This window comes from Fluoribacter gormanii (assembly GCF_900156395.1).
GTDB classification, from domain to species: domain Bacteria; phylum Pseudomonadota; class Gammaproteobacteria; order Legionellales; family Legionellaceae; genus Legionella; species Legionella gormanii.
In genome coordinates this window covers 72,195-95,468 of record NZ_FTNL01000007.1, presented here as the reverse complement: position 1 = coordinate 95,468, position 23,274 = coordinate 72,195, and the positions used below count along the sequence as shown (strand labels likewise).

Genomic DNA, 23,274 nt, shown 5'->3' with positions numbered 1-23,274 from the left:
TACAGTAAATAAAAATAAGAAATCAAAGTAGAAAAATAGGTGATGATAGTCCTATAATGATAACAGGATTTTTTATAGATCGTACTCTTTAATTCTTAAATATCGATGCGATATTATCTTTGTGTCTTGATTAATATGCCCTTTTGATATAACTGATGGAGCAACATATGACAGATTTCATAAAAAAATTATTTATGTTATTTATTGCATTATTTTTTCCATGGGTCATATTTCTTATGAATGATAATCCTGGGGGTGCCTTTGTCGCCTTGGCGTTACAAGCCACGGTAATTGGATGGCCATTTGCAACCGTTTGGGCTTTGCGAACACAATATCCTCCCAAAAAAGAAAAGCAAAACTGAAATCCTAAGGAGAACTATGTTAACTCGAGTTATTGTCAATGGGGCTAAAGGTAAGATGGGCGCTTTGGCTTGTGAGACCCTTGATAACCACCAGGAATTTGAATTAGTCGCCCAACTTGGCAAAGAAGATGATTTGGCCCAAGCCATTAAAGATACCAAGGCGCAAATTGTTGTTGATCTAACTCGCGCAGATTGTGTTTATCAAAATAGTCTCACAATTATAAATCATGGGGCACGTCCAGTTATTGGAACCTCTGGACTTCTTCCAGGCCACATAAAGGAATTAACCGCCCTTTGTGAAAGCCATCGTTTGGGGGGAATCATTGTACCTAATTTCTCTATAAGTGCGGTTTTGATGATGGTCTTTGCCGCCAAAGCGGCTGAATATTTTCCTGAAGTCGAAATTATTGAAGCACATCATCAACAAAAGCTGGATGCGCCATCAGGAACGGCCTTAAAAACTGCTGAAATGATTGCTTCAGCCCGGAAAAATCCTAAAAACAAATTAAATCTCAAAGAATTAATTCCTGGTGCTCGTGGCGGAGTACATTGTGATATCAACATCCATTCCTTGCGGCTTCCTGGCGTTATTGCTCGTCAACAAGTCGTTTTTGGCAGTGTGGGTGAAACACTCACCATTACGGATGACTGCATTGACCGTCGCTCTTTTATGCCGGGGATAATTTTGTCCTGTCAGAAAGTTACAGGATTATCTACATTGATCTATGGACTTGAACATTTACTCTAATTTACCTGTAAGCTCATTGCGACCAGAAGGTTCGAACAAGCGGGATTATTTAGGAAAAAAATCAACGGCAATCTCGCATATAAACCATTTGGTCGGATAACTCTAAGTAATGGAGCATTGGATTTGATGGATTATTGACTCCATATCTTTTATTTTTAGCTATAATGCATCTAGATGCTAGCGATATTTAATTTAGAAATTTGCCCAAAGGGACTCAGCGCTCAAATTAAATTCTAAGGTGGAAAGGATGCGTCAACGAAAATATTTTGGAACAGATGGGATACGTGGCCGCGTTGGGCTATCAAATATCAACCCTGAGTTTGTTTTAAAATTAGGCTGGGCAGTAGGAAATTTGCTCAACCAAAAAGCAAAGAGCAAAGTCGTTGTTGGGAAAGACACCCGAATATCTGGCTATATGTTGGAATCTGCTTTGCAAGCAGGATTATCCGCATCGGGGGTTGATATAGCCTTATTAGGCCCTATGCCTACCCCTGGAATTGCTTATTTTACCCAGACGCTTAGAGCAGATATAGGCATTGTAATTAGTGCTTCCCATAATCAATTTGAAGATAATGGAATTAAGTTTTTTTCATCAGAGGGAAGCAAATTTCCTGAGAGTCTGGAGTTTGCAATAGAAGCTGAATTAGAGAAAAAATTGCAAACCGTACCTTCATTTCAGTTAGGTAAAGCGACACGGATTCATGATGCGGCCGGTCGTTATATTGAATTTTGTAAATCCACAATTCCGTTCAAGTCTCGATTCACCAATTTCAAAATAGTCGTGGATTGTGCCAATGGCGCAACGTATCATATCGCACCAAACGTATTTTCTGAATTAGGCGCGAAAGTAATTTCCATAGGGGTAAAACCTGATGGTTTTAATATCAATCAAAATTGCGGTTCCACAGCTCCTGAGTTATTAAGAAAAAAAGTGCTTGATGAGGGTGCTGATGTTGGTATTGGTCTGGATGGTGATGGAGATAGGGTTATTTTAGTAGATTCCCGAGGCAATCTCGTTAATGGTGATCAGATTATTTACATTATTGCTGAAGACAGGTACCAACGGGGTGTATTTAATGGTGGAGTGATAGGCACTTTGATGAGTAATTATAGTCTTGAACAAGCACTTAAATCATTAGGTATCCCTTTTCTTCGCTCTCAAGTAGGAGATCGATACGTTCAGGAAATGCTAAGAAAGAAAAATTGGACACTCGGCGGTGAAACCTCTGGTCATATTATTTGTTCTGATAAAGCAAGGACAGGAGATGGGATTATTACTGCATTACAAGTTCTTTTGATTATGGTTATGCAGAATAAATCATTGTATGAGCTAACGCAAAGCCTTCATTTGTTACCGCAAGCTTTAGTCAATTTAAAAACACATAACGCCAGCTTATTGGTATCTCATCCCGAAGTCATTCAAGCAGTTGAACATTTGGAAAAGGCTTTGAAAAGTAAAGGTCGCATAGTACTTAGACCTTCAGGTACAGAGCAAATATTGCGGATTATGATTGAAGGAGACAATGAGTCTATGATCAATGAGTATGCACAAATATTATGCGAAGTAATATCTAAGTTAGATAAAAAGGGACTATAGAGTATGCCGTCAGAACACTTGCTTCAGTATTCTCAATCAGTTACTGTGTTCAGCCTAAATAGCCCCCCACCAAAAGTCGCAAAAATAAAACCCTGTTCATCAATTAGAAGATCATTCACTCGCTGTAAAGGTAGCGCAACATTTACTGGCTCAAACTGACCACCTTGGGCTGCATGATACATAAAAGGCTCATCTGGATCAGCCCAGCCAACAACAAAAACATCGTGATTCTTAATTAAAACCTTTCGCGCTCCATCAAAATTTAAGACTTGTTGCCATGTTATTCCTTCGTCAGAGCTTGACCAAAGACCGTTAATTTTCCAAGTACCTGCCGTTGCCATGTCAACTAAATACAGTTGCTTGGGATTGCTCCAATCAACAGCAAAATCCAGTGGATATTTCCAGTATAAATTACCTAAAACAGGACCTGGACCTTGTATCTTCGGAGGTCTTCCCAATTGTCTCCAAGTATTCGTATTTTTATTGAGTTTATAAATTCCGGTATATTTTATGAAAGGATTATCCGCATGTTGCCACAATCGATTACCTGCATGAATCGCATAAACATCACCTGTTACTGGAGATATTTTAATACTTGGGAAAATCAAAGATCCTTTTTGTTCTGATGAGTCAACAGAAGTTTCTAAAGGTTCAAACCCATTATTTAACCTCTGCCAATTGCTACCACAGTCAAAACTAGCAATAATGCCTTTACCCTTTGTACCTGCATACATGTGACAAGGAGACTTTTTGAAATCAATTGCTAATGCTAAATAGGGATTTTGATATTCGCTCTCATCAGGTGACACTCGTCGCCAATTAACACCAGCATCATCAGAGACAAAAATACCACCAGGAACATCATTATGAATATCTGCATACCAATCATTTGGAAAATCATGCATGGATGAAGCAGCGGCAAAGAGTTGATTGGGATTTCCCGGATTAAATACGACATCATATGTCGTGTTCATGTCAGGGATATTGCACATACGCCATGTAAGGCCATGGTCTAAACTTAGAACACAACCGATATCTGCTAAACCTGCAACAATCATATTGTTATTTGAGGGATTTTGTTTTATAAAAAAAGCACTTACGGGGTTAAGCTCTGTTGAAGCCCAAAAATTGCTTTTACTCACATTATCAGTTGCTGGACTTAATTTTGCATATGGAAATTTCCATTGTTCCCCTGCATTTGTGGACAATTTAAAAAAGAAATTTCCGCTGCCGGCTATAAGATTTGGATCATTAGGCGCGACTTGAAAATCATTATACCCACTATCCCAAAAGCCCACATAGAGACCTACCGGATTAGGATTAATTTTACCCTCACGATAGGCTATTGAATCGTCTGTATAACGCTGTGTCCAATGAGAACCACTATCTTCCGTCATCCAAATAGCAGCGCCTTCGCCAATATTTGAATTTCCGGTAAAGTAAATAATAGAAGAATTATTTGGACTCATGCGGACAAATGTTCCAACAGGTTGTGTTTGCTGAGAGAATACCTCTTCTTTAGCTGGTTTAATGAACATTCTTTTTCTTGAATTGTCAGTTTTTTCTACACCAACAAGAGTTAAACCTTTGCTATCCTTGCCCATCGCCGCCGCAGACAATGCTTCAGTTAACAGGGGGGCCACTTGTGCTGTTTGTGGGTTAAATTTAAAAATGCCAGCATTTGTTGCATGATAAAGTGTGCTCTTATCAACCATTAAGGAGCTTAAACTGTCCTGATTAGAAAAAAGTCGTGTCCAGGTTTTTCCAAGATCGCGACTAATTAATAAGCCAGACGTAGTTCCAACACCTACCATTTTTAAGTCATCCTTGGAGAAAAACCAATATTTAATTCTTGTACTCTCAGCAAGACAATTTTCAGGTAGCATGTCCGCAAGAGTCTTTATGGGCTGCCATGTTTTACCTCTGTCTAAACTGATTTGTGGATCACATCCTCCTGCTGCCCAATATAATCCACCTGAATTATCAAACCCCATATGGCTTTGATGATCCAAATCGACATAAAAGCCTATTTTTTTTCGACTAATAGGACTCCAGGTAGTACCAAAATCAAAAGATTCGTAGACTAACCCCATATCACTGCCAATATAAACATGGCCTGGAGAAAGTGGGTCAAAGCTAATTCCACCCTGCGCTCCCCCGCCTCCAATTCCAATACCCATTACAGATGCATAAGATTGTTGGGTCAGAATGAATGCTAAAATAATTTTTAAAAATTTCATGCTCATCCTTAAGATCATGTAACCGATGTTGCACATGGGTCCGTTACTTGTTTCCTTGATATCAAATTTCCATATTTAATATAACTGAATTACGCATTTTTTGACGAAGATATTCAGCAAATTTAGGAACATATCGGTCCAAACGACTGGTTTCTTTATAAAGTTCGTCTATGAGTCGTGGATACTTGAAATCATTCATGACACAACCGATTAGGTGAGTACCAATTTTTTTCATTTCTTCCACTGTTTCCTCTACCGCTTCTTTAGTCGTGACACCAGAAAGAACGATAAGGACAGTTGCATTAGCTGCCTCGCTTAAATATCGGGTTGAAATCGTATGTGGTTGATATTTATTAAAGCAATGACAGTCGATGATGATTAAATCAAATTGTTCTTTTAATTTATTAAACAAATCATTTAACATCTCCTTTTCAATCAAGCTGAGTTCGAAAGGGCGTGGACCAGGAAGGGGCATTATGTAAAAACCATCCTTGTCACTGTATTTAATATTATCAAAAGCTTGCTCCAAAATACTGCCTTGGGTTGCTTTGAATTCAAGGTTCAATTGCTTACTCAACGAGGTATTGTAATTTCCAAAATCACAATAGAGAACTTTACGGCCAAAAGCTGTAGCAGCCTTTGCTACGGCACTGGCTATAGTAGTAATTCCTTCGGTAAATAAAGGCGAGGTAAAACAAATAGTTTTACTTTCATGAGCCAAAATTTCTATATAGAGCTTATTAATCGCCTTACTGCTTTTTGCTAATTGCGTCATAATTTCAGAGAACCTAGTGAATAAATAACAAGTGCAACATTTGCAAAATTTTGCAAGAATTGAGTAACTTGTTTTCTATAATCTTCATCATTATTAGGTACATAAATAACATCACCCTCGCGAATAGCAGGCAACATCCTGATATCGCCAGTTTTTGAAAATTTTAGTAAATTAAAGACACTCGCCTTTGCTTCCAGCCCAGTTCCCATATTGACAACTAAAATTCTCGAAACTAACGCTGAGTTGGTTGGACCACCCGCAGCTGCAAGTAAATCCAGAATCGTCAGATCACTGGTAAAACGATAACGGCCGGGATTTTTAACTTCTCCTAAAACTTTAACCACATGCTTGGTATTAATTTCAACAGCATCGTTACTTTTTGGTGGAAGATAAATCGCATCTCCAGGTAACACTTTGGGTATTAATTCCGAATCGCCTGTTTGAAAGTATAACGCAAGATTCACATGTACCACTTGCGGGTAAATACCCTGCCTATCAATTACATGTACATCGCGTAAATCCGCTTTTGGCGTAGGACCATCAGCTGCCGATAAAATATCAAGAAAATTCAGCTGATTACTAAATTTGTAGCGTCCTGGTTTTCCAACTTCACCAAAAATATAAATCGAATTCTTTTTATCGATCTGGGTCCACATCGCTTTATTATCAATAGGTGATTGAGGAAGTTCTGGAACTTGTATGGTATAACCTGCCTTAATTACTGGCACAGAAGATAACTCACCGCCTTTTTCAGAAAACTTACGCAAATCAAAACGTTTTGTAATCAACCGTCCCTTCTTATCATGCTCATTGCTAATAATACGGATGTTAGCAATGTCTGCATGGTCTGTCGGCCCCCCAGCGTGAGCTAAAAGATCGATTAAACTCATTTCATCAGACCATTCAAATCGTCCGGGTTGTTTCACCGCGCCCATCACCTTCACAGCTCGTCCAGGAGCTAGACTTAACCATCCTCGCTCTTCTTCTACACTTTTCTGAGGAACATAAATCACATCTCCAGCTTCTATGTTAGGTAATGTTTTTTTAGGGAGTCCTTCTACATAAGCTCGCATATCAAAAAGAACAATCGTACCATTTTTTCTTATGATGCGAATTTTAGCAGGATCGGCATATTGATCTGGCCCCCCTGCATTGGCTAATGCATCCAGAAAGGTAGACTTTTTACCCAGTTCATAGGCTCCAGGTTTTTGAACCTGGCCCATAACATAGATCATCGGCTGTCCCGACTTTACCTCTTCAGTAACCACGGGAACAAAAATAGTGGCGCCAATATTAACAGGGGGTAAATTTTTTGATTTTGCGCTATCCATGTATTCTTTTAAATTAAAAGTCACTGAAGTCTTGTCATCAATAATTTTAATTTGATCTGGCGCTGCATAATGAGTTGGTCCTCCAGCCAAAAGCAGATAATCAACTGGCGTATATTTGGGATTATATGCATATGCTCCGGGCTTGAATACTTCTCCAAAAATTTTAATGGCTTTTTTCATATCAAGAGGGATGGTATTCATTTCCGGCACAAAAACGGTATAACCGCCTTTAAGTTCCGGCAACCCTTCAGCACCAACTCCCTTAGCAAGGGCTTGCTTTAGATTAAATACCAACGGCGGTTTTGTATTGTCATTGCCGATAATTTTAACGTTGGCCGTATCCGCATTCTTAGTTGGCCCCCCAACATTAGCCATTAAATCTAAAATAGACATTTCATCGGCCCACTCGTATCTCCCAGGCCGTTCGACTGCACCCATCACTTTAATCGCACGTTTAGGAGCGATATGAAGCCATGATTTCTCATTCAAGTCCGTTTTGAGAGGAAAATAAATAACATCCCCTGCTTGAAGGATAGGGAGCTTTGCTGTGCCTGATCCATCAGTAAATGCCTGCATGTCAAAAAAGTTTACCGTACCATTAGAATGAATAATGCGTATTTTACGTGTTTCCGCATAATGATCCGGCCCCCCAGCATTGGCAATAGCATCCATAAACGTTGATGATTTAAGAAGTTCATATGCACCTGGTTTTTGTACTTGTCCCATCACATAAACTGTTTGAGCACCTGCTTGCATTTGGCTTGTAGTCACAGGAACAAAAATAGTAGCCCCTTGATTGATTAAAGGAATATGGCTTGATTTGGCAGTCTCTAGATAATCCTTTAAATTGAACACCACAGAAGTTTCATGATCTAGAACCTTGATTTGTTCGGGAGCCGCATAATGGGTAATTCCCCCAGCTAAAAGTAAATAGTCGACTACATTATATTTCGGATTATAGGTATAAGCCCCCGGTTTGAATACCTCTCCTAATATCTTAACGGACTGATTTATATTTAAAGGAGTACTGGCAAGTTCCGGTACTACAACTGTGTCACCGGCCTTTAGTTTGGGTAATCCTTTTGCACCAATGCCGGTAGCAATCATCTGTTTTAAGTTAAATTCAACCGGGGCAACATTACTGTCATTACTCACGATACGGATATGCGCTGTATCAGCATCTTTGGTTGGTCCGCCAACATTGGAAATTAAATCCATAATCGACATTTCATCAGCCCAGTCATATCGCCCGGGTTTCTGAACAGCACCAATAATTTTAATAGCACGATTGGGGGCCGTATTCAGCCATGATTTCTCATTCAGATCCGTTTTTAGAGGAAAATAAATCACATCACCCAAACGCAAAACAGGTAGTTTTGCTGCTGTGAGCCCCTCGGTAAATGCCTGAAGGTCAAAATCTGCAGTCGTTCCATCACTATGAATGATACGAATTTTACGTGTTTCTGCATATTGGTCAGGCCCCCCCGCATTAGCAACGGCATCCATAAACGTAGCATTCTTGCCTAGTTCATAAGTGCCTGGTTTTTGCACTTGTCCCATTACATAAATTGTGGTGGAGCCAGGCTTTGCAGTTTCACTTGTTTGCGGAATAAAAATTGTAGCGCCACCACTAAGGGCAGGAATGAGTTTTTTATTGCCTGTGTTTAAATATTCACTCATGTTAAAAACGGATGCAGTTGCATTGTTAATGATTTTAATTTGTGTTGTATCCGCTAAATAGGTTGTACCCCCTGCCTTGAGAAGATAATCAAGTACTGAAAATTGAGCATTATATGCATACACACCCGGCTTAGTTACCGCCCCAAAAATTTTGATGGAGTCTTTCAGGGTAGCAACATCAATATCTTGTTTGGGTACTAAATAACGATTATCTACCTTCACATTACTCACGAGTTGTGAGCTCGGCACAAAAATCTCATCACTCGCTCTAAGCGGGTGCAAAATAGAGTTATTTCCAGAGTCAAGATATTTTTTATAATCAATAACAGTGACTTTTCCATTACGACGGAGCTGAATTTGATTCATTTGTGCCCCATCAAGCAAGTCCCCCGCTTTTCGTATTGCAATTTGAATATTGGCATTTGGCGGCACAAGATATTGCCCAGGATTTTGAACCATACCAAGTACCTGAACATAAATCTCGTCACTCTTTCTTGAAATGCTTAAGTCATTGGCATTCTTATAAATCGTGCGTAACTTATTCACTACTAACAATCGCAAACTGGATAGAGTTTGTCCTTGGCAATTGAATTGTCCAACATCGGGTAATTGTATATGGCCTTGTGGATCAATACGAACTTCTTTTGAAAGCGTTGTATTTCCATAAAGAGAAAAACTAAGAAGATTACCTGGATACAGTTGTTCATCTGCTTCAGCTGCAAAAACAGTGGTGATGCTCAAACAGAAAAGCAATAGATATCGAATCAAACGTTTGGTCATTGAATCCTCGCCTTCAATATTTGCCAATATTGATCGTTTTTAAGCTTAGGACACCCTTTTACTTCCCGAAGTGGCCAAAGAATTCTTATATTATTTTCTAGTAAATTCATATCACGTCGAGCGGACAGCAACAAACCAGCGACAATTTCTTGAGCAATTTGCTGTGCCAAGAGGTCCATTTCGACCATGCGTGCTGGATAGCAACGCCATACTTTACTCCGGTATAATTGATCGAGTTTGGCACGTAAAGGACCATATTTCTGGATTTCTGGTCGATAGGATAAGTTTGGATTTCGAAGAGGATAATGTATTAAGTAATAGTGTGCTGCATATCCTCCAGTGGAAGCTGGCGGATAGGGTGTGCAACCTAAAAGACATAAGATAAAGAAAAGCAGGCCCAAATTCACATACCATTTAATTGGATATCGGTAAGTCATTGTATTCGCTTCCTTAACCATTACTCATATTTCCTGCTCAAACTTTCTAGAGAGTCTGTATCCTGCGGTATCACAAATGACCTTAAAAATCCATCGAGAACTTTCCTTATCAAACTGCGGGACATCACAAATAAAAATAATTATATTTAAAGGATATAATACGTTTTCTAGGGACTTTTTCCAAATAAAATCATGATGATCGTTTTACTTAATATATACATATCTGTTTTAAACCAAATCCATGGCTTAGTCAAATAAGTTGCATAAGCATGATCGATTGCAACTTTTCTTTTTACGTCCTCAATTGTTCTATCATAATGACAACTCACTTGCGCAAGACCAGTTAACCCTGGACGCACTCCAAATAGTCGCTCTTGATAAAAAGGGATATTTTTAACGATATAAGGAAATAGCGAGGGTCGTTCTGGGCGAGGACCAATCAATGACATGTCTCCTTTAAGAATATTAATGACTTGTGGAAGCTCATCAAGATGAGTCTTACGCATAAAAGAACCAAAACGAAATACCCTGGGATCATTTTTGGTTGTCCAACGACGGTGTCTAAAGCGTGTATTAATGTTCATTGTTCTAAACTTATACAAATGGAACATCTTTGTTTGTTTTTCATTACTAAGCCCCACACGCAATTGTTTATAAAAAATAGGGCCAGGGGAAAAAACTTTAATAATTATTGCAACAAATGGGCCAATACACAGCAGTAGCAACAATCCTGTCAATGCAAAAACTTTATCCATAAACCATTTCCCTATGTAAACAATAGGATGAATGTAGTAGTGCCTTACCGCTCGATTGGATCGTTTCCAGCGCCCCGTCTTATTAAGCTTAAAAAAATAAAACCAGCCTAAAAGCATTGCAAAATGTCCATAAATAAAATAGCTGGTGATTTCCGTGATCTTGGTTTTGTAGAGAACGTTAGACAAACAACTGAAATAAAAAAGAATCTGACCGATTAACAAAATTAAAAATATGAATGAATCATGAGCTAAATACAGATTGCTGATGAATAGGAGAATTAACAACCATGGCATAAATATTCGCAGTACCTTACAACTAAAGAACATCCAGGCAACCCAACCTTGTCTCGGTGATAAAATCCTAAAAAGAAGGAAAACTTGTTGAATATTCCCAGCGGCCAGCCGAATCCGCCGTTGAAAAATCATTTCTATTGTTGAAATTTCATTTTCTACAGACGCACAGGAGGAATCATAAACCCCCCAATAACTTTTTCTAATCATAAAACTCTTACATACCTGTTTTATCCTTTGGATACTCTTGGTAACAAAATTTTTTCCAGTAACTTTAAAGAGTCTATTTCTATATCCTTGTTTACTGTTTTTGTTAATAGACAAAGACATTTTACCCATATCTTTAGGCGTATAGGTTTGTGCAATAACTTGCAGAGGAATTACAAAATCCTCATTAATTGTATTAGGAGGAATTTTTTTCCAAAGTAATTTGCGAAGAGCATATCCAGTTCCATGATAGCCAATCGGTGTGCCCAACTTGGATTCTTTAGCCTTTAAATCATTTTGATATTGCCAATAATATTTTTCTCCTTCCACTTCTTTTTTTCGTAGCTTATAACTCGTGCAATAGACGCCTACTTGAGGATTATTAAAATAAGCATTAGCTTTCTGTAATACATTACGGGATAGAGTTGCCGAAACATCAGAAAAAAAGACAATATAATCATCATCAATATTAGGAATAATTTGGTTAAACCAAGCAACTTTTCCCTGATTGGTTGGTGATGAAAAAATTTTTATTTTTAATTGGGGATATTTTTTTATAGCCGCTTGGGCCTGATTTGCTGTTTTATCGACACTGCCGTCATCAAGCAACCAAACCTCATAGTGATCGGCAGGATAGGATATTTTTGCCAAATTCGCTATTTTCTTAGCAATATATTTTGCTTCGTTATACATAGGAATAATAAAAATAAATTGGTGCAAAGGAAGTTTTTTTCCCGCATGAATTTGCTTTCGTGTTTTTGCAATAAAGGTGAGTAATAACGGGTAGCCAATATGATGATAGAAGAGAAGGAACAGACATATAGCGAACGTTTTAACACCCATATTTTTCTCTCAAATGTTATTATTTTAATGCGGGTTAAATATTCTATTTTTGCACAATCTGTCTTTAGGTATATGTGATTAAATTTTTTGAATTAGACAAAATTACACTAAATTACAATTAAGTATAATTTAATAAATTTAAAAGTGTCGATGATTTTTTCTAGAATTGACATTTTCTTCAAGAGCATATTCATCTCACTAATTTATCCTATAATCAGAATTAAGGTCCGCATTGATTACACGATGTAAACATCATGAGTATTTCAGTTAAATATTTTGATAACAACATATTAATTAAGATTTCAGGGGCTTTTAATACAGTAACAAGCTTGCATGCTCAACCCATTTTTAATGAATTAACCGAGCATATTGATAGAAATATCATTATTGATTTAAGCAAAGCCACAAGAATTGATACCTCGGGAATTGGCGCTCTTGTATTTTTATTCAAACGATTGCGCATGGCTGGTTATGCGCTAGAATTAATCGGATTGCATGGGCAACCATTGAGAAAGCTAAAATCATTGGGGCTTAATCAGACGATGCTAATCCACCCAATCGTATAATTTCCTGAATAATTATCATAACGGGATATTGATTGGGTGTGACAACTACGCTCCAATGTCCCCAGACAATAATGAGTTAGTTTATATGGATGTTGAGGATCAATTATATTTACAGATAGCTTCTGTAGTAAGATGATTATTTCATCAAAATCTTTTGATCTTGAGAACACTATGAATGCGAATAAAACACTTATAGTCTTCGCAGAAGACTGGGGACGATTCCCGAGCAGCACTCAGAGTCTAATAAGCGCCTTGTTAAAAAAAAATTGGCACGTTACCTGGATTAATTCCATTGGCTTGCGTAAACCCAGTTTGAGTATTTCTTACTTTAAAAGAGTTTTAGAAAAATTAGCTCAATTCGTCCTGGGAAAAAAATCAAAATATCGTATATCTCTTCCTGAAAATCTTACCGTAATTCACCCATTGATCATCCCCTTTATTGGCAATCCAATAATTGACACATTAAATTGTTTCATTCTAAAAAAACAACTTAAGACGACCCTAAAAAAAATGAAACAGCCCATTATTTGGCTAACCTTACCTAGTGCCTATCCATTTATAAGAATTTTTAATAATTGTCCTCTCGTTTACTATTGTTGTGATGATTATTCTGCTTTAGTAAAACCTCCTCTTCCTAAGCTTGATTACTTTGAGAACCAGTTAATCGAGAAAGCAGCTCTAATATATGTAACCAGTGCAGTCTTAGCTAAAAAAATGCCTAAAAACAAGACACATTTTCTCGATCAAGCTATTGATATCGATCTTTTTACTAAACCCTATGCACGACCAGATGATTTGCCAACAGGAAAGCCAATTGCAGGTTTCTATGGAAGCCTTTGCAGTTGGGTTGATATTAATCTAATTTACCAGTGTGCGACTCGCTTAAAAAACTGGAATTTTGTTTTCATTGGACCAAAAAATATTGATTTGGAAAAATTAGAAACATTAAGCAATTTTTTTTATTTGGGACCTAAAGCTTATGTTGATATTCCGGCCTATTCCCAACATTGGGATGTAGGGTTGATTCCATTTGTTAACAATCAAGTAACCGCAGCATGCAATCCATTAAAAATAAAGGAATATCTTTCAGCAGGAAAGCCTGTTGTCACCACAAATATTCCCGCCTTGCATATGTATAAAAAAAACATATATATTGCCAAAGACACGGATGATTTCATCAATGGAATAGTAGCTTCCTTAGGTGATAACAAAGAAGAAATTAGAAAAAATCTGGTCAAAGATCAAAGTTGGGATAGTAGGGCATTAGCTCTAGAAAAACAATTGCTTGATTTGTCCTCGTTCCATTGAAAAGGAGATCGTATTGAAATGTAAATTCTCTGTATCATAAGTGCCACCTTGAAGTTGTCAAAATGCCTGGAACATCATAAGAGATTTAAATATGAAGATTAGACTATTAGTTGACTCGAAACATATTGGTGGTGTTGAAACGCATGTCATAAATCTCTGTGACGAATTAACTAGGAGAAATCATGATTGCAGCATTATCTTTGTTTGTGATTATCCCAATAATGTTTTATATACTCTTTGTGAGAAAAAGAATATTCGTTATCATGGTTGCAAATCATATAGAGCGCTCTTCCGTCTATTACTTAAAGAGCAACCCGATGTAATTCATGCGCATGGCTATAAGGCGAACATATTAGCTCGCCTATTCGGAATATTCAATAAAGCATCTATTGTTACAACGTTTCATGCGGGTGAAAAACCGATAGGAAGGCTTATTTTATACAATTTTCTCGATCGCTGGACTAGTTTTCTTTCAAAAAACATTTGTATTAATTCAGAGATTGCCAAACATCTTCCAAGTAAAGCGAAAATAATCCCCAACTTTGTTGACGTCCCAGAACACCCTAACCCATTAAGAACGACGAAACCATTTCAAATTTATTTTATTGGAAGAGTAAGTCCTGAAAAAGGCCCCATACGCTTTTGTCAGCTGGCAGAACAAACATCATCTGATTTTGAGTGGCATATGGTAGGTGCTGGACCCTTATTGGAGCAGTGTCGAAATAAGTATCAAGCACATGTCCAATTTCATGGCAATGTACTTGATATGGAGGGGATTTGGCCTAAAGTTGACTTATTGTGTATTACCTCGAGCTATGAAGGACTCCCTTTCGTATTACTTGAAGCAATGTCTCGGGGCATACCAGTAGTATCATTTAATGTGGGGGCTGTTAAAAAGGTATTATCAAATACCGGATTTATTATTGAATGCTTTAATCTAAAGCAAATGCAAGAACGCATCTCTTCGTATTTTTTAAAAACAATGGAAGAACGTCAAATCATGGCAAAAAAAGCAAGAGGAAGAATCATAAAAAATTTTTCCACATCAATCGTTGTGTCTAAAATTGAAGCGTTTTACAAAGAATAAATCAGTGCCAATTTGGTGTAACAACAGGTTTTATGTTATATTTTTTGTCTCACGATTAAAACCAAAGTCATTTGATTGACAAAGATAAATTTTCACTTCAAATATCGCGCCCAAGGAGTAGAGCATAATTATGAAAAAGGAACTATGGCTTGTTGTCTTATTTGGCCTAAGTGCCTGCACAAATTCAAAGATAAGTTCCGACAGGGTATTCTCGAATGCCCAAGTTCTTTATCAAAAAAAAGAACAAAATTCTCATGTTAAACAAGCGGCCTTACAAATGCCAAGTTATTTCCTTGAACTTGAATACGAACAGGGACAAACAAATCTGAGTCCTGCACAAGTAAAGAAAGTAGAAGCGATGTTGAAAAAGATTGTTTATCCTGATGAATATAAAATATATGCTAGTTTTGGCTCTAGTGGTGAAAAAAATCAAGTCGTTAATTTAGCACCCGTTTTTAAACGTGCAGAAGATATAAAAAGCAGATATAGTAAACGAGTGAAAGAAGTTAAGGTTGCTTATTTAAAAAATCAAAAACCTGATTGTGTTTATATTAGGCTTTTAGCATAAATCTCACGGAAGAAAATGAAAAAATGGAAGCAATAACTGACAATTATTATGCGCTTTACATCTATCTTGACGCCTTTTGGCGGCGTAGATATTTGATTGTGACGTGTATTCTCATTACCCCATTCCTTGCTCTTTTAAGCGCCACACTCTTGCCTAAGACTTATAAAGCCAGTATTTCTATTGCTATTAATAAAATTGTAACACCGTCACTGAAAGATGTAAGTAACACCATTGATATCACTCAACAATTCGCGGGGTTAAAAGCTTATCTTAGCTCACCGAGTGTTTTAGAAAAAACAGTGGTTGAAACCAATCTCGTACCTGCAAACTCCAGTGAGAAAATTGTCCAACAAGCAGCAGATGAGTTAAAGAAAAAACTCAAGATAACTTTAGTTGGAGAAGATGTGGTACAAATCGATCTGGCTCAAAGCAGTCCAAATTACCTTTCCAATATTCTAAATACTTTGGGTAATAAGTTAATTGAACGATTAAATGCTCAAAATTTAAGTGTTACTAATTCATCCTTAATCGTTTTGGAAAATGAACTAAAAAATCAAGAAGAAACCACTAATAAATCAATTGACACACTAAATCATTATGTGGATACGCATGCCGATCTAACCCCAGCCTATCGTGATATATATTTTGCCCGTTTACGTGAGATTACATCAGAACTAGGGGAGAACAAAATCCGCTACAATACCTTGCTCACCGAGCAAAAAGAACTGTATGGCATGATCATTAAACTGAACCCTCAAATTGGGCAAATTGAAAATGCCATTCTTGAAAATGAGAATAAACTATTCGCAATGCGACTTACTTATACAGATAATTTTCCTGGTGTCAAAGCACTTATTCAACGCGGAGAATTACTGAGAGCTGAGCGCGACAAATTGTACAAACAATATCAAAATATAGACGACAATACCATCCAGGCGTTATGGAATATGGCTATTGTCCCGTCTAATAATAAAAACGAACAGCCCAACCCAACTTTAACGTCACAATTAGAAAAACTGCGCGATATGCAACTTAAAACTAAAGGGCTAACTCAACAAATCAGTGATTTAAGTAATCAGCAAAAAGACATAAATAAAAAATTAAGACTCATAGATACTACCAGTAAAACCATATCAAAACTAAATCAAATAGTAAAAAATAATCAAAACGCCTATAGCGATCTTTTAAACCGCTATAATCTGTTAAAAATGACTATCAATTTAAATCAAACTAATGGGTCTAGTAGCGCTCAAATTGTAGCATATCCACAAAAACCCATAAAATCACTTGCAAGACCTCCATTATTTTTCTTTATAATTGGTATTTTCTCTGGAATTTTTCTTGGATTTAGCCTTGCAATAATATTTGAGTTTATGGATAACACGGTACGCCGTAGACGAGATATCGAAGCAATAGGCGATATAAAAGTTATCTGTCGTGTGGAACAGTTAGCATGAGCAATGGTCTCGTAAGCTTCCTGAATTTTAGAACATGTCCTCTTTCTCAGACATAGAGAGCATACATGAAAATCCTCCATATAATCCAGAGACTTAAATATGGTGGCATAGAGCATCTCGTTTTTTCAATGCTATGCCATGATGTTAAAAACGTTTACATTCTTGCACTCGAAGGCCCATCAGAAGAGTCTTTTTGTCAATGGCCAAAACTAAAAGAATACCAAAGCAATTTATTTTTTGCAGATAAAAAAGAAGGGTTTAGCTTAAGAACCGTGAATTTTGTTAAAGACATCTGTCGCACTTTAAGCATTTCAGTGATTCATACACATCATATTGGTCCATTAATCTATGGTTGCTTAGCAAGCTCTCAGTGCGCATCGATAAGGCACATCCATACAGAACACGATATATGGCACTTACAACGCTACAAGGATTGGTTAATTCAATATTTTTTATTTAACTGGAACAAAAAAATTCATTTAGTCGCTGTTTCAAAAGATGTATATACACAATTAAAAAGTTATTTTCCTAAAATGGATATAAGCACTATTCCTAACGCAGTAGATACACGTTATTTTATACCCGGAAATCAAGCAAATGCTCGCCAATACTTCAAGTTACCTGAGAGAGCAACGATCATAGGCAGTGCGGGACGCCTAGAAACAGTCAAAGGACATATCTATTTAATAGAAGCCATTCGTCTTATGCCATTAGATTATTACTTGGTTATTGCAGGCATTGGCAGTTTATATCAGACTCTTTTAACACATATTCAGACACTCCACTTATCAGATAGAATACGCCTATTGGGTATGGTTGAGCCTATGCGTTTATTTTATCAGGCTTGCGATATTTTTTGTCTCCCTTCATTGAACGAAGGGATGCCCCTTGCTTTGCTAGAAGCCCAAGCCTGTAGTGTTCCGGTCGTATGCAGTAATGTTGGAGGCTGCGCTGAGGAAGTTGATCCGGAATCGGGTTTATTGGTCCCCTCTCAAAACCCTAAAGCAATTGCCGAAGCCTGTGTGAAAATCAACCAAAAAACTGAAAAGCCTCGTGAGTTTATCCTTAAAAATTTCAATTTTGATACGCTAATAAGCCATTATTATCAACTCTATGAAAAAATATAGATATATTCGTCCAGTTAAAGATTTGTATCCCATTGCAAAACTCAATAATCCTAAAAAAAACAGTTGATCTTATATGGCTGCTGCATTTTTTAGGATAATGCAATACGTGGATTGAGGATGTTTTTTTCGAAAGCCCTGATACACTGAAATATAAACATCGCATAAAAAATTAAGGACCAAATTTATATGCATAAAAAACAAAAATTGCCCAGTAAGCCCTTTTCAGGGATCATTAAACTTATGGTTGCTGGGATTCTGGTTTTTCTTGTATACATTCAAGTTGGTGTAGGTATTGTTGACTACATTAGAATGGTTCACCAAGATTATTCAACTCAACTCATATTAAGACCTTTTCTATTTAATTGTATTTTTTCATTCGCCTTTTTTCTGCTTTATGTCTCACAGAATAAGGCGATTCGATGGTTTTCTTATTGTTTTACTTTTGCTACCTTCTCCTTATTTATTATCTATCAAAAGTTGCATGGCAGTGGCTTAGACTTTAATACTGGATTGGGTTTCGAAGTAAACGATGCAAATACTATTTTGATAGAAATGCAGCGATCTGGGGCAGTCGATGCAGCAATGAGCTCTTATAGTTATGTCATTTGCTATGGTATGTTGATTGCACTTGCATACACCATGCTAATCTGGTTAATTGTTAAATTAAGTGGGGTAAGAATTGGTAAATACTATACCTCGTTAATTCCGATCGTTGTGTTAAGTATTTTATATATCGAATTCAATCATTCAAAAGCATCAATTGCAAACTTTCCAGTCGTTGTTAAAGTTCCGTTTCAATTTTATGCTGCAGCAACCCTACCCGTTTATCGAGGCAAAAGAGCCCCTGTAACCTGGCATTTTAACGCTCAAAAACAAGTTAACAAATTAGTATTTATTGTTGATGAAAGTGTCCGTGGAGATGTGCTGTCAATTAATGGTTTTAAAATTGAGACCACCCCTTATTTACAACAAATTAAAAGTTGTATATTTAATTATGGAATAGCCACTTCTTCAGGAAATTGCTCTGCATCCAGCCATATTATGTTACAAACAGGTATTCGCCCAAATCAGATGCATGAGATGGCAATTCGATTATTTAAAAACCCCAGTATTTTCCAATTTGCTAAACATGCTGGCTATAAAACGATATATATCGACGGGCAAACCATGGGTTCACTATTACAAAACTATCTTCGCTCAAGTGATTTTGAGTCGATAGACAAAACCATTCAAATACGTTCCAAGTATCCAAATGTCACTCACCCAGAAATAGATTTTAAGATATCTGAAGAAATTATTCGTCTATTAAAAGAAAATACTCAAGAAAAATTATTTATCTATGTCATCAAGAGTGGGATCCATTTCCCCTACGAAAAATCAATTATTCAAGTTGATCCTGGGATAGCCAAAACATTTGTAGAAGATAAAAATAGTGATGACGCCGTAGACCAACTTCGTTTGAATTATTATAGTTCCACAAAATGGAATGTCGATCACTTTTTCAACACTTTATTACCTCAGATTGCTCAATATAATCCAATAATTATCTACACATCAGATCATGGACAAGTTTTGAGGGAACAGGGAATTTTAGCAACGCATTGTATTGTGAATAACATAGTCTATCAGGGGATCGTTCCACTAATTATATTTGCATTAGGTGATAGTTATACCAAGTTTCTTTCTTTAGCAAAGAACAATTTCCTGAATAATTACAATAAAGCATCACATTTCAATATTTTTCCAACAATTTTATTATTGTTTGGTTATAGTGAAAAGGATATTGCCCAATATTATGAGCCAAGTTTATTCGATAAGTTAAATGGAAAAAGGATTTTTTACACAGGAGTAGCTCCTGGGAATCCTGACTATTACGAAACTAAAGTTGATAATACAACAATACAACGAAATTTTCCTGCGGCGATAAAAATACCTACTTCAATTGTATCTGAAGATAAGTCTTCTTGTGTCGACTTGATCAAGAGTCATTAACAAGAAATGTTAGAAATTTGGACTCTTAGCGATCTTAACTTTTTAAGAGAACTGTCAAAGGGGGAATAAATTTTAAATAATATGCTATAGCAATTAAAAATAACCACAATCCTCCCCCATAAATAACATAGGCTGTCACTGTTCCCATAAGCCAAATACTTGATTGGCAAACAGCATAGACAACGATAAAAAGGCCTAATCTTAAATATCGATAAGGTAAATATAATTCTTTTTGGCTGTAATAAAAAAATATAAGCCACCTTAAACAGAGTACTGAACATAAAATGTAAAGTGCCCCCCAAACATGCCATAATGGGATGGAAAAATAAAATCCGATCATCGTTAATACAGCAACCATATTATTAATCCACATAATTTTTTTTGTTTTTTCTAAAAATAATCCCATGCTCATTATATCTCCAGCAATTTTCAATGGAAAAATAAAAGCGCACAGAGGTAAATACAAAATAGCGTCTTGGTAATTTTTAGAAATGAATAAATGAACAAATAAACTGCCGCCTAAAGTGACAGAAAAAGCACATATCATTCCCAAAATAACGCCAAGTTCAGTTGTTTTTGCACAATAATCACGATGATTAATATATTTAAAACGTTTTGGGTACCACCACATCGTAAATGGTTGTATGAGAAAAAGTGTTACCATTGCAAACTTCATAGCCAAAGCAAATTTGGCCATTTCAGCAGCTCCTATTGCATAACCAAGCCACCAGATATCCAATGACATGATTACAAAATCACCTAATCCTGCAAAAATCAAAGGGATTCCATAAAGAAATAAACGCTTTTGAATATTAAGATCGACTTGTGAGAGTCCTTTTAATTGAGTTGGAAGAAAATATAAAAAAATTAATACATTAGAAATTACGGAAACAAACATAATGCCGGTCACTCCATAACCAGCATATAATACTATTAGAACAAGTCCAGCTTGAATAAATGTTCTAATTACATTGGTCCAAACAAAAGCTAGTGCATTTTCTTGGAGCCGAAGCCAATCAAGTTGGACCACTAAAATATTGCTTGGAATCATGAGTAAAGCTAAATAAACGATTTGCCAAGAATTCGTATTGCCAGGAAGCATAGAGCTTATTTGGCTTGCAAATAAAATCATTGGGATGCACAAAAAGAGATTGCTTGAGAAAACCAGAAATCCAGCATTTAAGCAAATACTGTCCATAGCTTGTTTTGTTGAAGCCATACCTCCAAAACGAAAAATTGCGTCCCCCTGTCCAAGACAAAAAATGGTGAGTAAAATGTTAATAAAGGTTTGTAAAATTTCCAAGGTCCCATATTCAGCAGGGCTTAATATTCCTGTCATTATTGGCAGCATAAATATAGCAACAAGCTTTGCAATAACAAGACCTATTCCATAATATACGATTTGTTTCATCAAGCCTTACCCACATTATCGGCAATCGTTGTATCGATGCTTTGTGCTAATGCAATAGTCAGAGCAAAAAAAATGTAGAAAGGCCAAGTAAATCCTTGGGTTAGAAAAGTGCTCGAAATACAAAAACCAATAAGTCCAGAATACAATCCTCGTGCCAAAATCGGATAAATTGTTTTTTGCTTAAATTGCTCTAGATGCTCTTCTGTAATATATACAATATTTTTTTGTGCAGTTTTTATTGCAGCAATGACGCAGCAAATAAATAAGATTAAACCTATAAAACCAGATTCTGCGAGCACCCCCAACCAGCTACTATGCACGGCATGTTGTTGGTTATCCCATACAATAGCATAATTGTAATAATTATCTTGAAAGCCATTGATACCAACACCAAAAACAGGATGATGTATTGCCATATTAATGGCCGCTTCCCAGGCATAAATGCGTCCCATGGCCGATTCATCAAATGTTCCCGGCTCCAAACTTCCAACACGGACAAATAGGCTACTGGTAAACAAATAGAATAAAAGCATCATAAACATAGTTAAAAAAATAACTAATGATTTGGGTTTTATTTGGTGTGTAGCAAAATAACTAATGATAACTATTAATGCCATTAATCCGCCACGACTTTGAGTTTCAAAAATAGCGCCAATAATAATGATTGCCCCAAAAAAACCACTGAATCTTATTAGAACGGAGCTTGAGGTGCTTACGGCCATACTACAACAAAAACTAAAGGGAAATAATAAGGTTAAAGCTAAATCATTTGGGTCTGCGATTGCAGAGTAACCACCAAGAGTTGCTCTTACTACCTCCACGAGATGTTTACCCTCTGCAAAATAATAATGCGTCAACAACGAGAGCGAAATACCGCTTAATACAATCAAAGACACAATGAGCTTATATGCTTTTTCGCTTGTCACCGTCCAGGTGATCATAAAAAAAGCAATAAAAATTTTAATGTATGTATCCTTCCAGTAGTCAAAAGATGTTTGGAGGCTATAAGCCAATACCATACTCGTGCTCACCCATACAAAGAAGAGCATAAAATAGGTCATTTCGCGACGCCAATAAATTTTTACTCGCCCTAATTGAGCATTGATACTTAAGCTAAGTATGCCTAAAATTGCAAAAAATAATGGCAGATGAAGTGAATAAAGTCCTGGAATAATCTCATGAAAACGAAATAGGCTTAATATAAAAAACAAAATGCCAAACAAGTAAGGATATGCGAGAGCAAAAACCAACATCATGATAGCGAACGGGGCTAAAATAAAGCCATAAGTGAAATTCAAAGAGAGGATAAATATTAAACTGGCTACGCCAATAGCGATTAATGATTGTCCTAACCGTTCATTTGTCCATCGATTGATCATGTTTTTAATTTCACACTAAAATACTTCTAATGTAGAGTACCCCTCTGACTAGAACAATTCCCATATGTTATAGACGTCGTGTAAGTTGGAAATAAAAATCTTATTTTCATCATAGCATAAGATTGATCCAATGCATCAATTTAAAAGATTGATTTTTCTTGCTATCGTTTGGCATGCAGCACAGTCTGCTGCTATCTTTATAGTATAAAGAACTATTGAAACCATGCTCATGTTGGATGCTTTTTTGAGTTTTATTGAAAAAAACGGTGTTCGTATTTTGACAATTAATCCTATGAAATTACCTAGTAAAATAAACGAATGGATTAATTCAAT

Annotated in this window: 17 protein-coding genes; 10 read left to right on the top strand and 7 right to left on the bottom strand. The window is 36.6% G+C overall.

The features are described 5' to 3' along the window. Positions 1-167: 167 nt before the first annotated feature. The 3 genes from BW930_RS06245 (at position 168) to glmM (ending at position 2,707) form a co-directional block, all read left to right on the top strand. Entirely contained in the window at positions 168-362 is a 195-nt protein-coding gene (locus BW930_RS06245; protein ID WP_058467352.1) for a hypothetical protein, read from the top strand. 16 nt (positions 363-378) lie between these two features. Continuing rightward, positions 379-1,110 (top strand): 4-hydroxy-tetrahydrodipicolinate reductase, encoded by a 732-nt coding sequence (dapB, locus tag BW930_RS06240; protein WP_058467351.1) that lies wholly within the window; start codon positions 379-381, stop codon positions 1,108-1,110. A gap of 247 nt (positions 1,111-1,357) precedes the next feature. Continuing rightward, positions 1,358-2,707 (top strand): phosphoglucosamine mutase, encoded by a 1,350-nt coding sequence (gene glmM / locus BW930_RS06235; RefSeq protein ID WP_058467350.1) that lies wholly within the window; start codon positions 1,358-1,360, stop codon positions 2,705-2,707. Between the two features lie 32 nt (positions 2,708-2,739). On the opposite strand, the gene BW930_RS06230 is transcribed toward glmM, so the two are convergent. The 5 genes from BW930_RS06230 to BW930_RS06210 all read right to left on the bottom strand — a co-directional run bounded on the left by BW930_RS06230 (position 2,740) and on the right by BW930_RS06210 (position 12,046). Continuing rightward, a complete protein-coding gene (locus BW930_RS06230; RefSeq protein WP_058467349.1) occupies positions 2,740-4,947 on the bottom strand; it encodes a beta propeller repeat protein in 2,208 nt (735 codons plus the stop codon). 61 nt (positions 4,948-5,008) lie between these two features. Further along, the gene (locus BW930_RS06225) at positions 5,009-5,722 is read right to left on the bottom strand and encodes a P-loop NTPase family protein (RefSeq protein WP_058467348.1); all 714 of its coding nucleotides are present in this window, start codon (positions 5,720-5,722) and stop codon (positions 5,009-5,011) included. Further along, the gene (locus tag BW930_RS06220) at positions 5,719-9,513 is read right to left on the bottom strand and encodes an SLBB domain-containing protein (RefSeq protein WP_058467347.1); all 3,795 of its coding nucleotides are present in this window, start codon (positions 9,511-9,513) and stop codon (positions 5,719-5,721) included. Before BW930_RS06220 ends, BW930_RS06225 begins: the two co-directional genes overlap by 4 nt. Further along, the gene (locus BW930_RS06215) at positions 9,510-9,950 is read right to left on the bottom strand and encodes a hypothetical protein (protein WP_131756817.1); all 441 of its coding nucleotides are present in this window, start codon (positions 9,948-9,950) and stop codon (positions 9,510-9,512) included. Before BW930_RS06215 ends, BW930_RS06220 begins: the two co-directional genes overlap by 4 nt. A gap of 167 nt (positions 9,951-10,117) precedes the next feature. Then, a complete protein-coding gene (locus BW930_RS06210; RefSeq protein ID WP_058467345.1) occupies positions 10,118-12,046 on the bottom strand; it encodes a sugar transferase in 1,929 nt (642 codons plus the stop codon). A gap of 254 nt (positions 12,047-12,300) precedes the next feature. On the opposite strand from BW930_RS06210, the gene BW930_RS06205 reads away from it, so the two are divergent. The 7 genes from BW930_RS06205 (at position 12,301) to BW930_RS06175 (ending at position 20,151) form a co-directional block, all read left to right on the top strand. After that, positions 12,301-12,612, top strand: a complete 312-nt coding sequence (locus BW930_RS06205) for an STAS domain-containing protein (RefSeq protein WP_058467344.1) — start codon at positions 12,301-12,303, stop codon at positions 12,610-12,612. 171 nt (positions 12,613-12,783) lie between these two features. Then, positions 12,784-13,920: a glycosyltransferase gene (locus BW930_RS06200; protein ID WP_064276647.1), complete on the top strand. Its 1,137-nt coding sequence runs from the start codon at positions 12,784-12,786 to the stop codon at positions 13,918-13,920. Between the two features lie 91 nt (positions 13,921-14,011). Beyond that, positions 14,012-15,007 carry a glycosyltransferase family 4 protein gene (locus BW930_RS06195; RefSeq protein WP_058467342.1) on the top strand — a complete coding sequence of 332 codons (996 nt, stop codon included), beginning with the start codon at positions 14,012-14,014 and terminating at the stop codon, positions 15,005-15,007. A gap of 130 nt (positions 15,008-15,137) precedes the next feature. Next, positions 15,138-15,575 (top strand): hypothetical protein, encoded by a 438-nt coding sequence (locus tag BW930_RS06190; protein WP_058467341.1) that lies wholly within the window; start codon positions 15,138-15,140, stop codon positions 15,573-15,575. Between the two features lie 23 nt (positions 15,576-15,598). Further along, entirely contained in the window at positions 15,599-17,032 is a 1,434-nt protein-coding gene (locus BW930_RS06185; RefSeq protein ID WP_058467340.1) for a GumC family protein, read from the top strand. A 65-nt stretch (positions 17,033-17,097) separates the two neighbouring features. Continuing rightward, positions 17,098-18,159, top strand: coding sequence for a glycosyltransferase (locus BW930_RS06180; RefSeq protein ID WP_058467339.1), 1,062 nt, complete (start codon positions 17,098-17,100; stop codon positions 18,157-18,159). A 186-nt stretch (positions 18,160-18,345) separates the two neighbouring features. Further along, the gene (locus BW930_RS06175) at positions 18,346-20,151 is read left to right on the top strand and encodes a sulfatase-like hydrolase/transferase (RefSeq protein WP_058467338.1); all 1,806 of its coding nucleotides are present in this window, start codon (positions 18,346-18,348) and stop codon (positions 20,149-20,151) included. A 34-nt stretch (positions 20,152-20,185) separates the two neighbouring features. On the opposite strand, the gene BW930_RS06170 is transcribed toward BW930_RS06175, so the two are convergent. Together BW930_RS06170 and BW930_RS06165 are read right to left on the bottom strand one after the other, a co-directional pair. After that, on the bottom strand, positions 20,186-21,562 hold the full coding sequence (locus tag BW930_RS06170; RefSeq protein ID WP_058467337.1) for a lipopolysaccharide biosynthesis protein: 1,377 nt from the start codon (positions 21,560-21,562) through the stop codon (positions 20,186-20,188). Further along, positions 21,562-22,941: an O-antigen ligase family protein gene (locus BW930_RS06165; RefSeq protein ID WP_058467336.1), complete on the bottom strand. Its 1,380-nt coding sequence runs from the start codon at positions 22,939-22,941 to the stop codon at positions 21,562-21,564. The genes BW930_RS06170 and BW930_RS06165 overlap by 1 nt, the downstream gene beginning before the upstream one ends. Positions 22,942-23,274 lie beyond the last annotated feature (333 nt).

Coding starts and splice junctions, on each gene's coding strand:
- BW930_RS06245 (WP_058467352.1), top strand. CDS start 168: ATGACAGATTTCATAAAAAAATTATTTATGTTATTTATTGCATTATTT.
- BW930_RS06170 (WP_058467337.1), bottom strand. CDS start 21,562: ATGAAACAAATCGTATATTATGGAATAGGTCTTGTTATTGCAAAGCTT.
- BW930_RS06215 (WP_131756817.1), bottom strand. CDS start 9,950: ATGACTTACCGATATCCAATTAAATGGTATGTGAATTTGGGCCTGCTT.
- BW930_RS06205 (WP_058467344.1), top strand. CDS start 12,301: ATGAGTATTTCAGTTAAATATTTTGATAACAACATATTAATTAAGATT.
- BW930_RS06175 (WP_058467338.1), top strand. CDS start 18,346: ATGCATAAAAAACAAAAATTGCCCAGTAAGCCCTTTTCAGGGATCATT.
- BW930_RS06210 (WP_058467345.1), bottom strand. CDS start 12,046: ATGGGTGTTAAAACGTTCGCTATATGTCTGTTCCTTCTCTTCTATCAT.
- BW930_RS06185 (WP_058467340.1), top strand. CDS start 15,599: ATGGAAGCAATAACTGACAATTATTATGCGCTTTACATCTATCTTGAC.
- BW930_RS06200 (WP_064276647.1), top strand. CDS start 12,784: ATGAATGCGAATAAAACACTTATAGTCTTCGCAGAAGACTGGGGACGA.
- BW930_RS06180 (WP_058467339.1), top strand. CDS start 17,098: ATGAAAATCCTCCATATAATCCAGAGACTTAAATATGGTGGCATAGAG.
- BW930_RS06230 (WP_058467349.1), bottom strand. CDS start 4,947: ATGAAATTTTTAAAAATTATTTTAGCATTCATTCTGACCCAACAATCT.
- BW930_RS06190 (WP_058467341.1), top strand. CDS start 15,138: ATGAAAAAGGAACTATGGCTTGTTGTCTTATTTGGCCTAAGTGCCTGC.
- glmM (WP_058467350.1), top strand. CDS start 1,358: ATGCGTCAACGAAAATATTTTGGAACAGATGGGATACGTGGCCGCGTT.
- dapB (WP_058467351.1), top strand. CDS start 379: ATGTTAACTCGAGTTATTGTCAATGGGGCTAAAGGTAAGATGGGCGCT.
- BW930_RS06165 (WP_058467336.1), bottom strand. CDS start 22,941: ATGATCAATCGATGGACAAATGAACGGTTAGGACAATCATTAATCGCT.
- BW930_RS06195 (WP_058467342.1), top strand. CDS start 14,012: ATGAAGATTAGACTATTAGTTGACTCGAAACATATTGGTGGTGTTGAA.
- BW930_RS06225 (WP_058467348.1), bottom strand. CDS start 5,722: ATGACGCAATTAGCAAAAAGCAGTAAGGCGATTAATAAGCTCTATATA.
- BW930_RS06220 (WP_058467347.1), bottom strand. CDS start 9,513: ATGACCAAACGTTTGATTCGATATCTATTGCTTTTCTGTTTGAGCATC.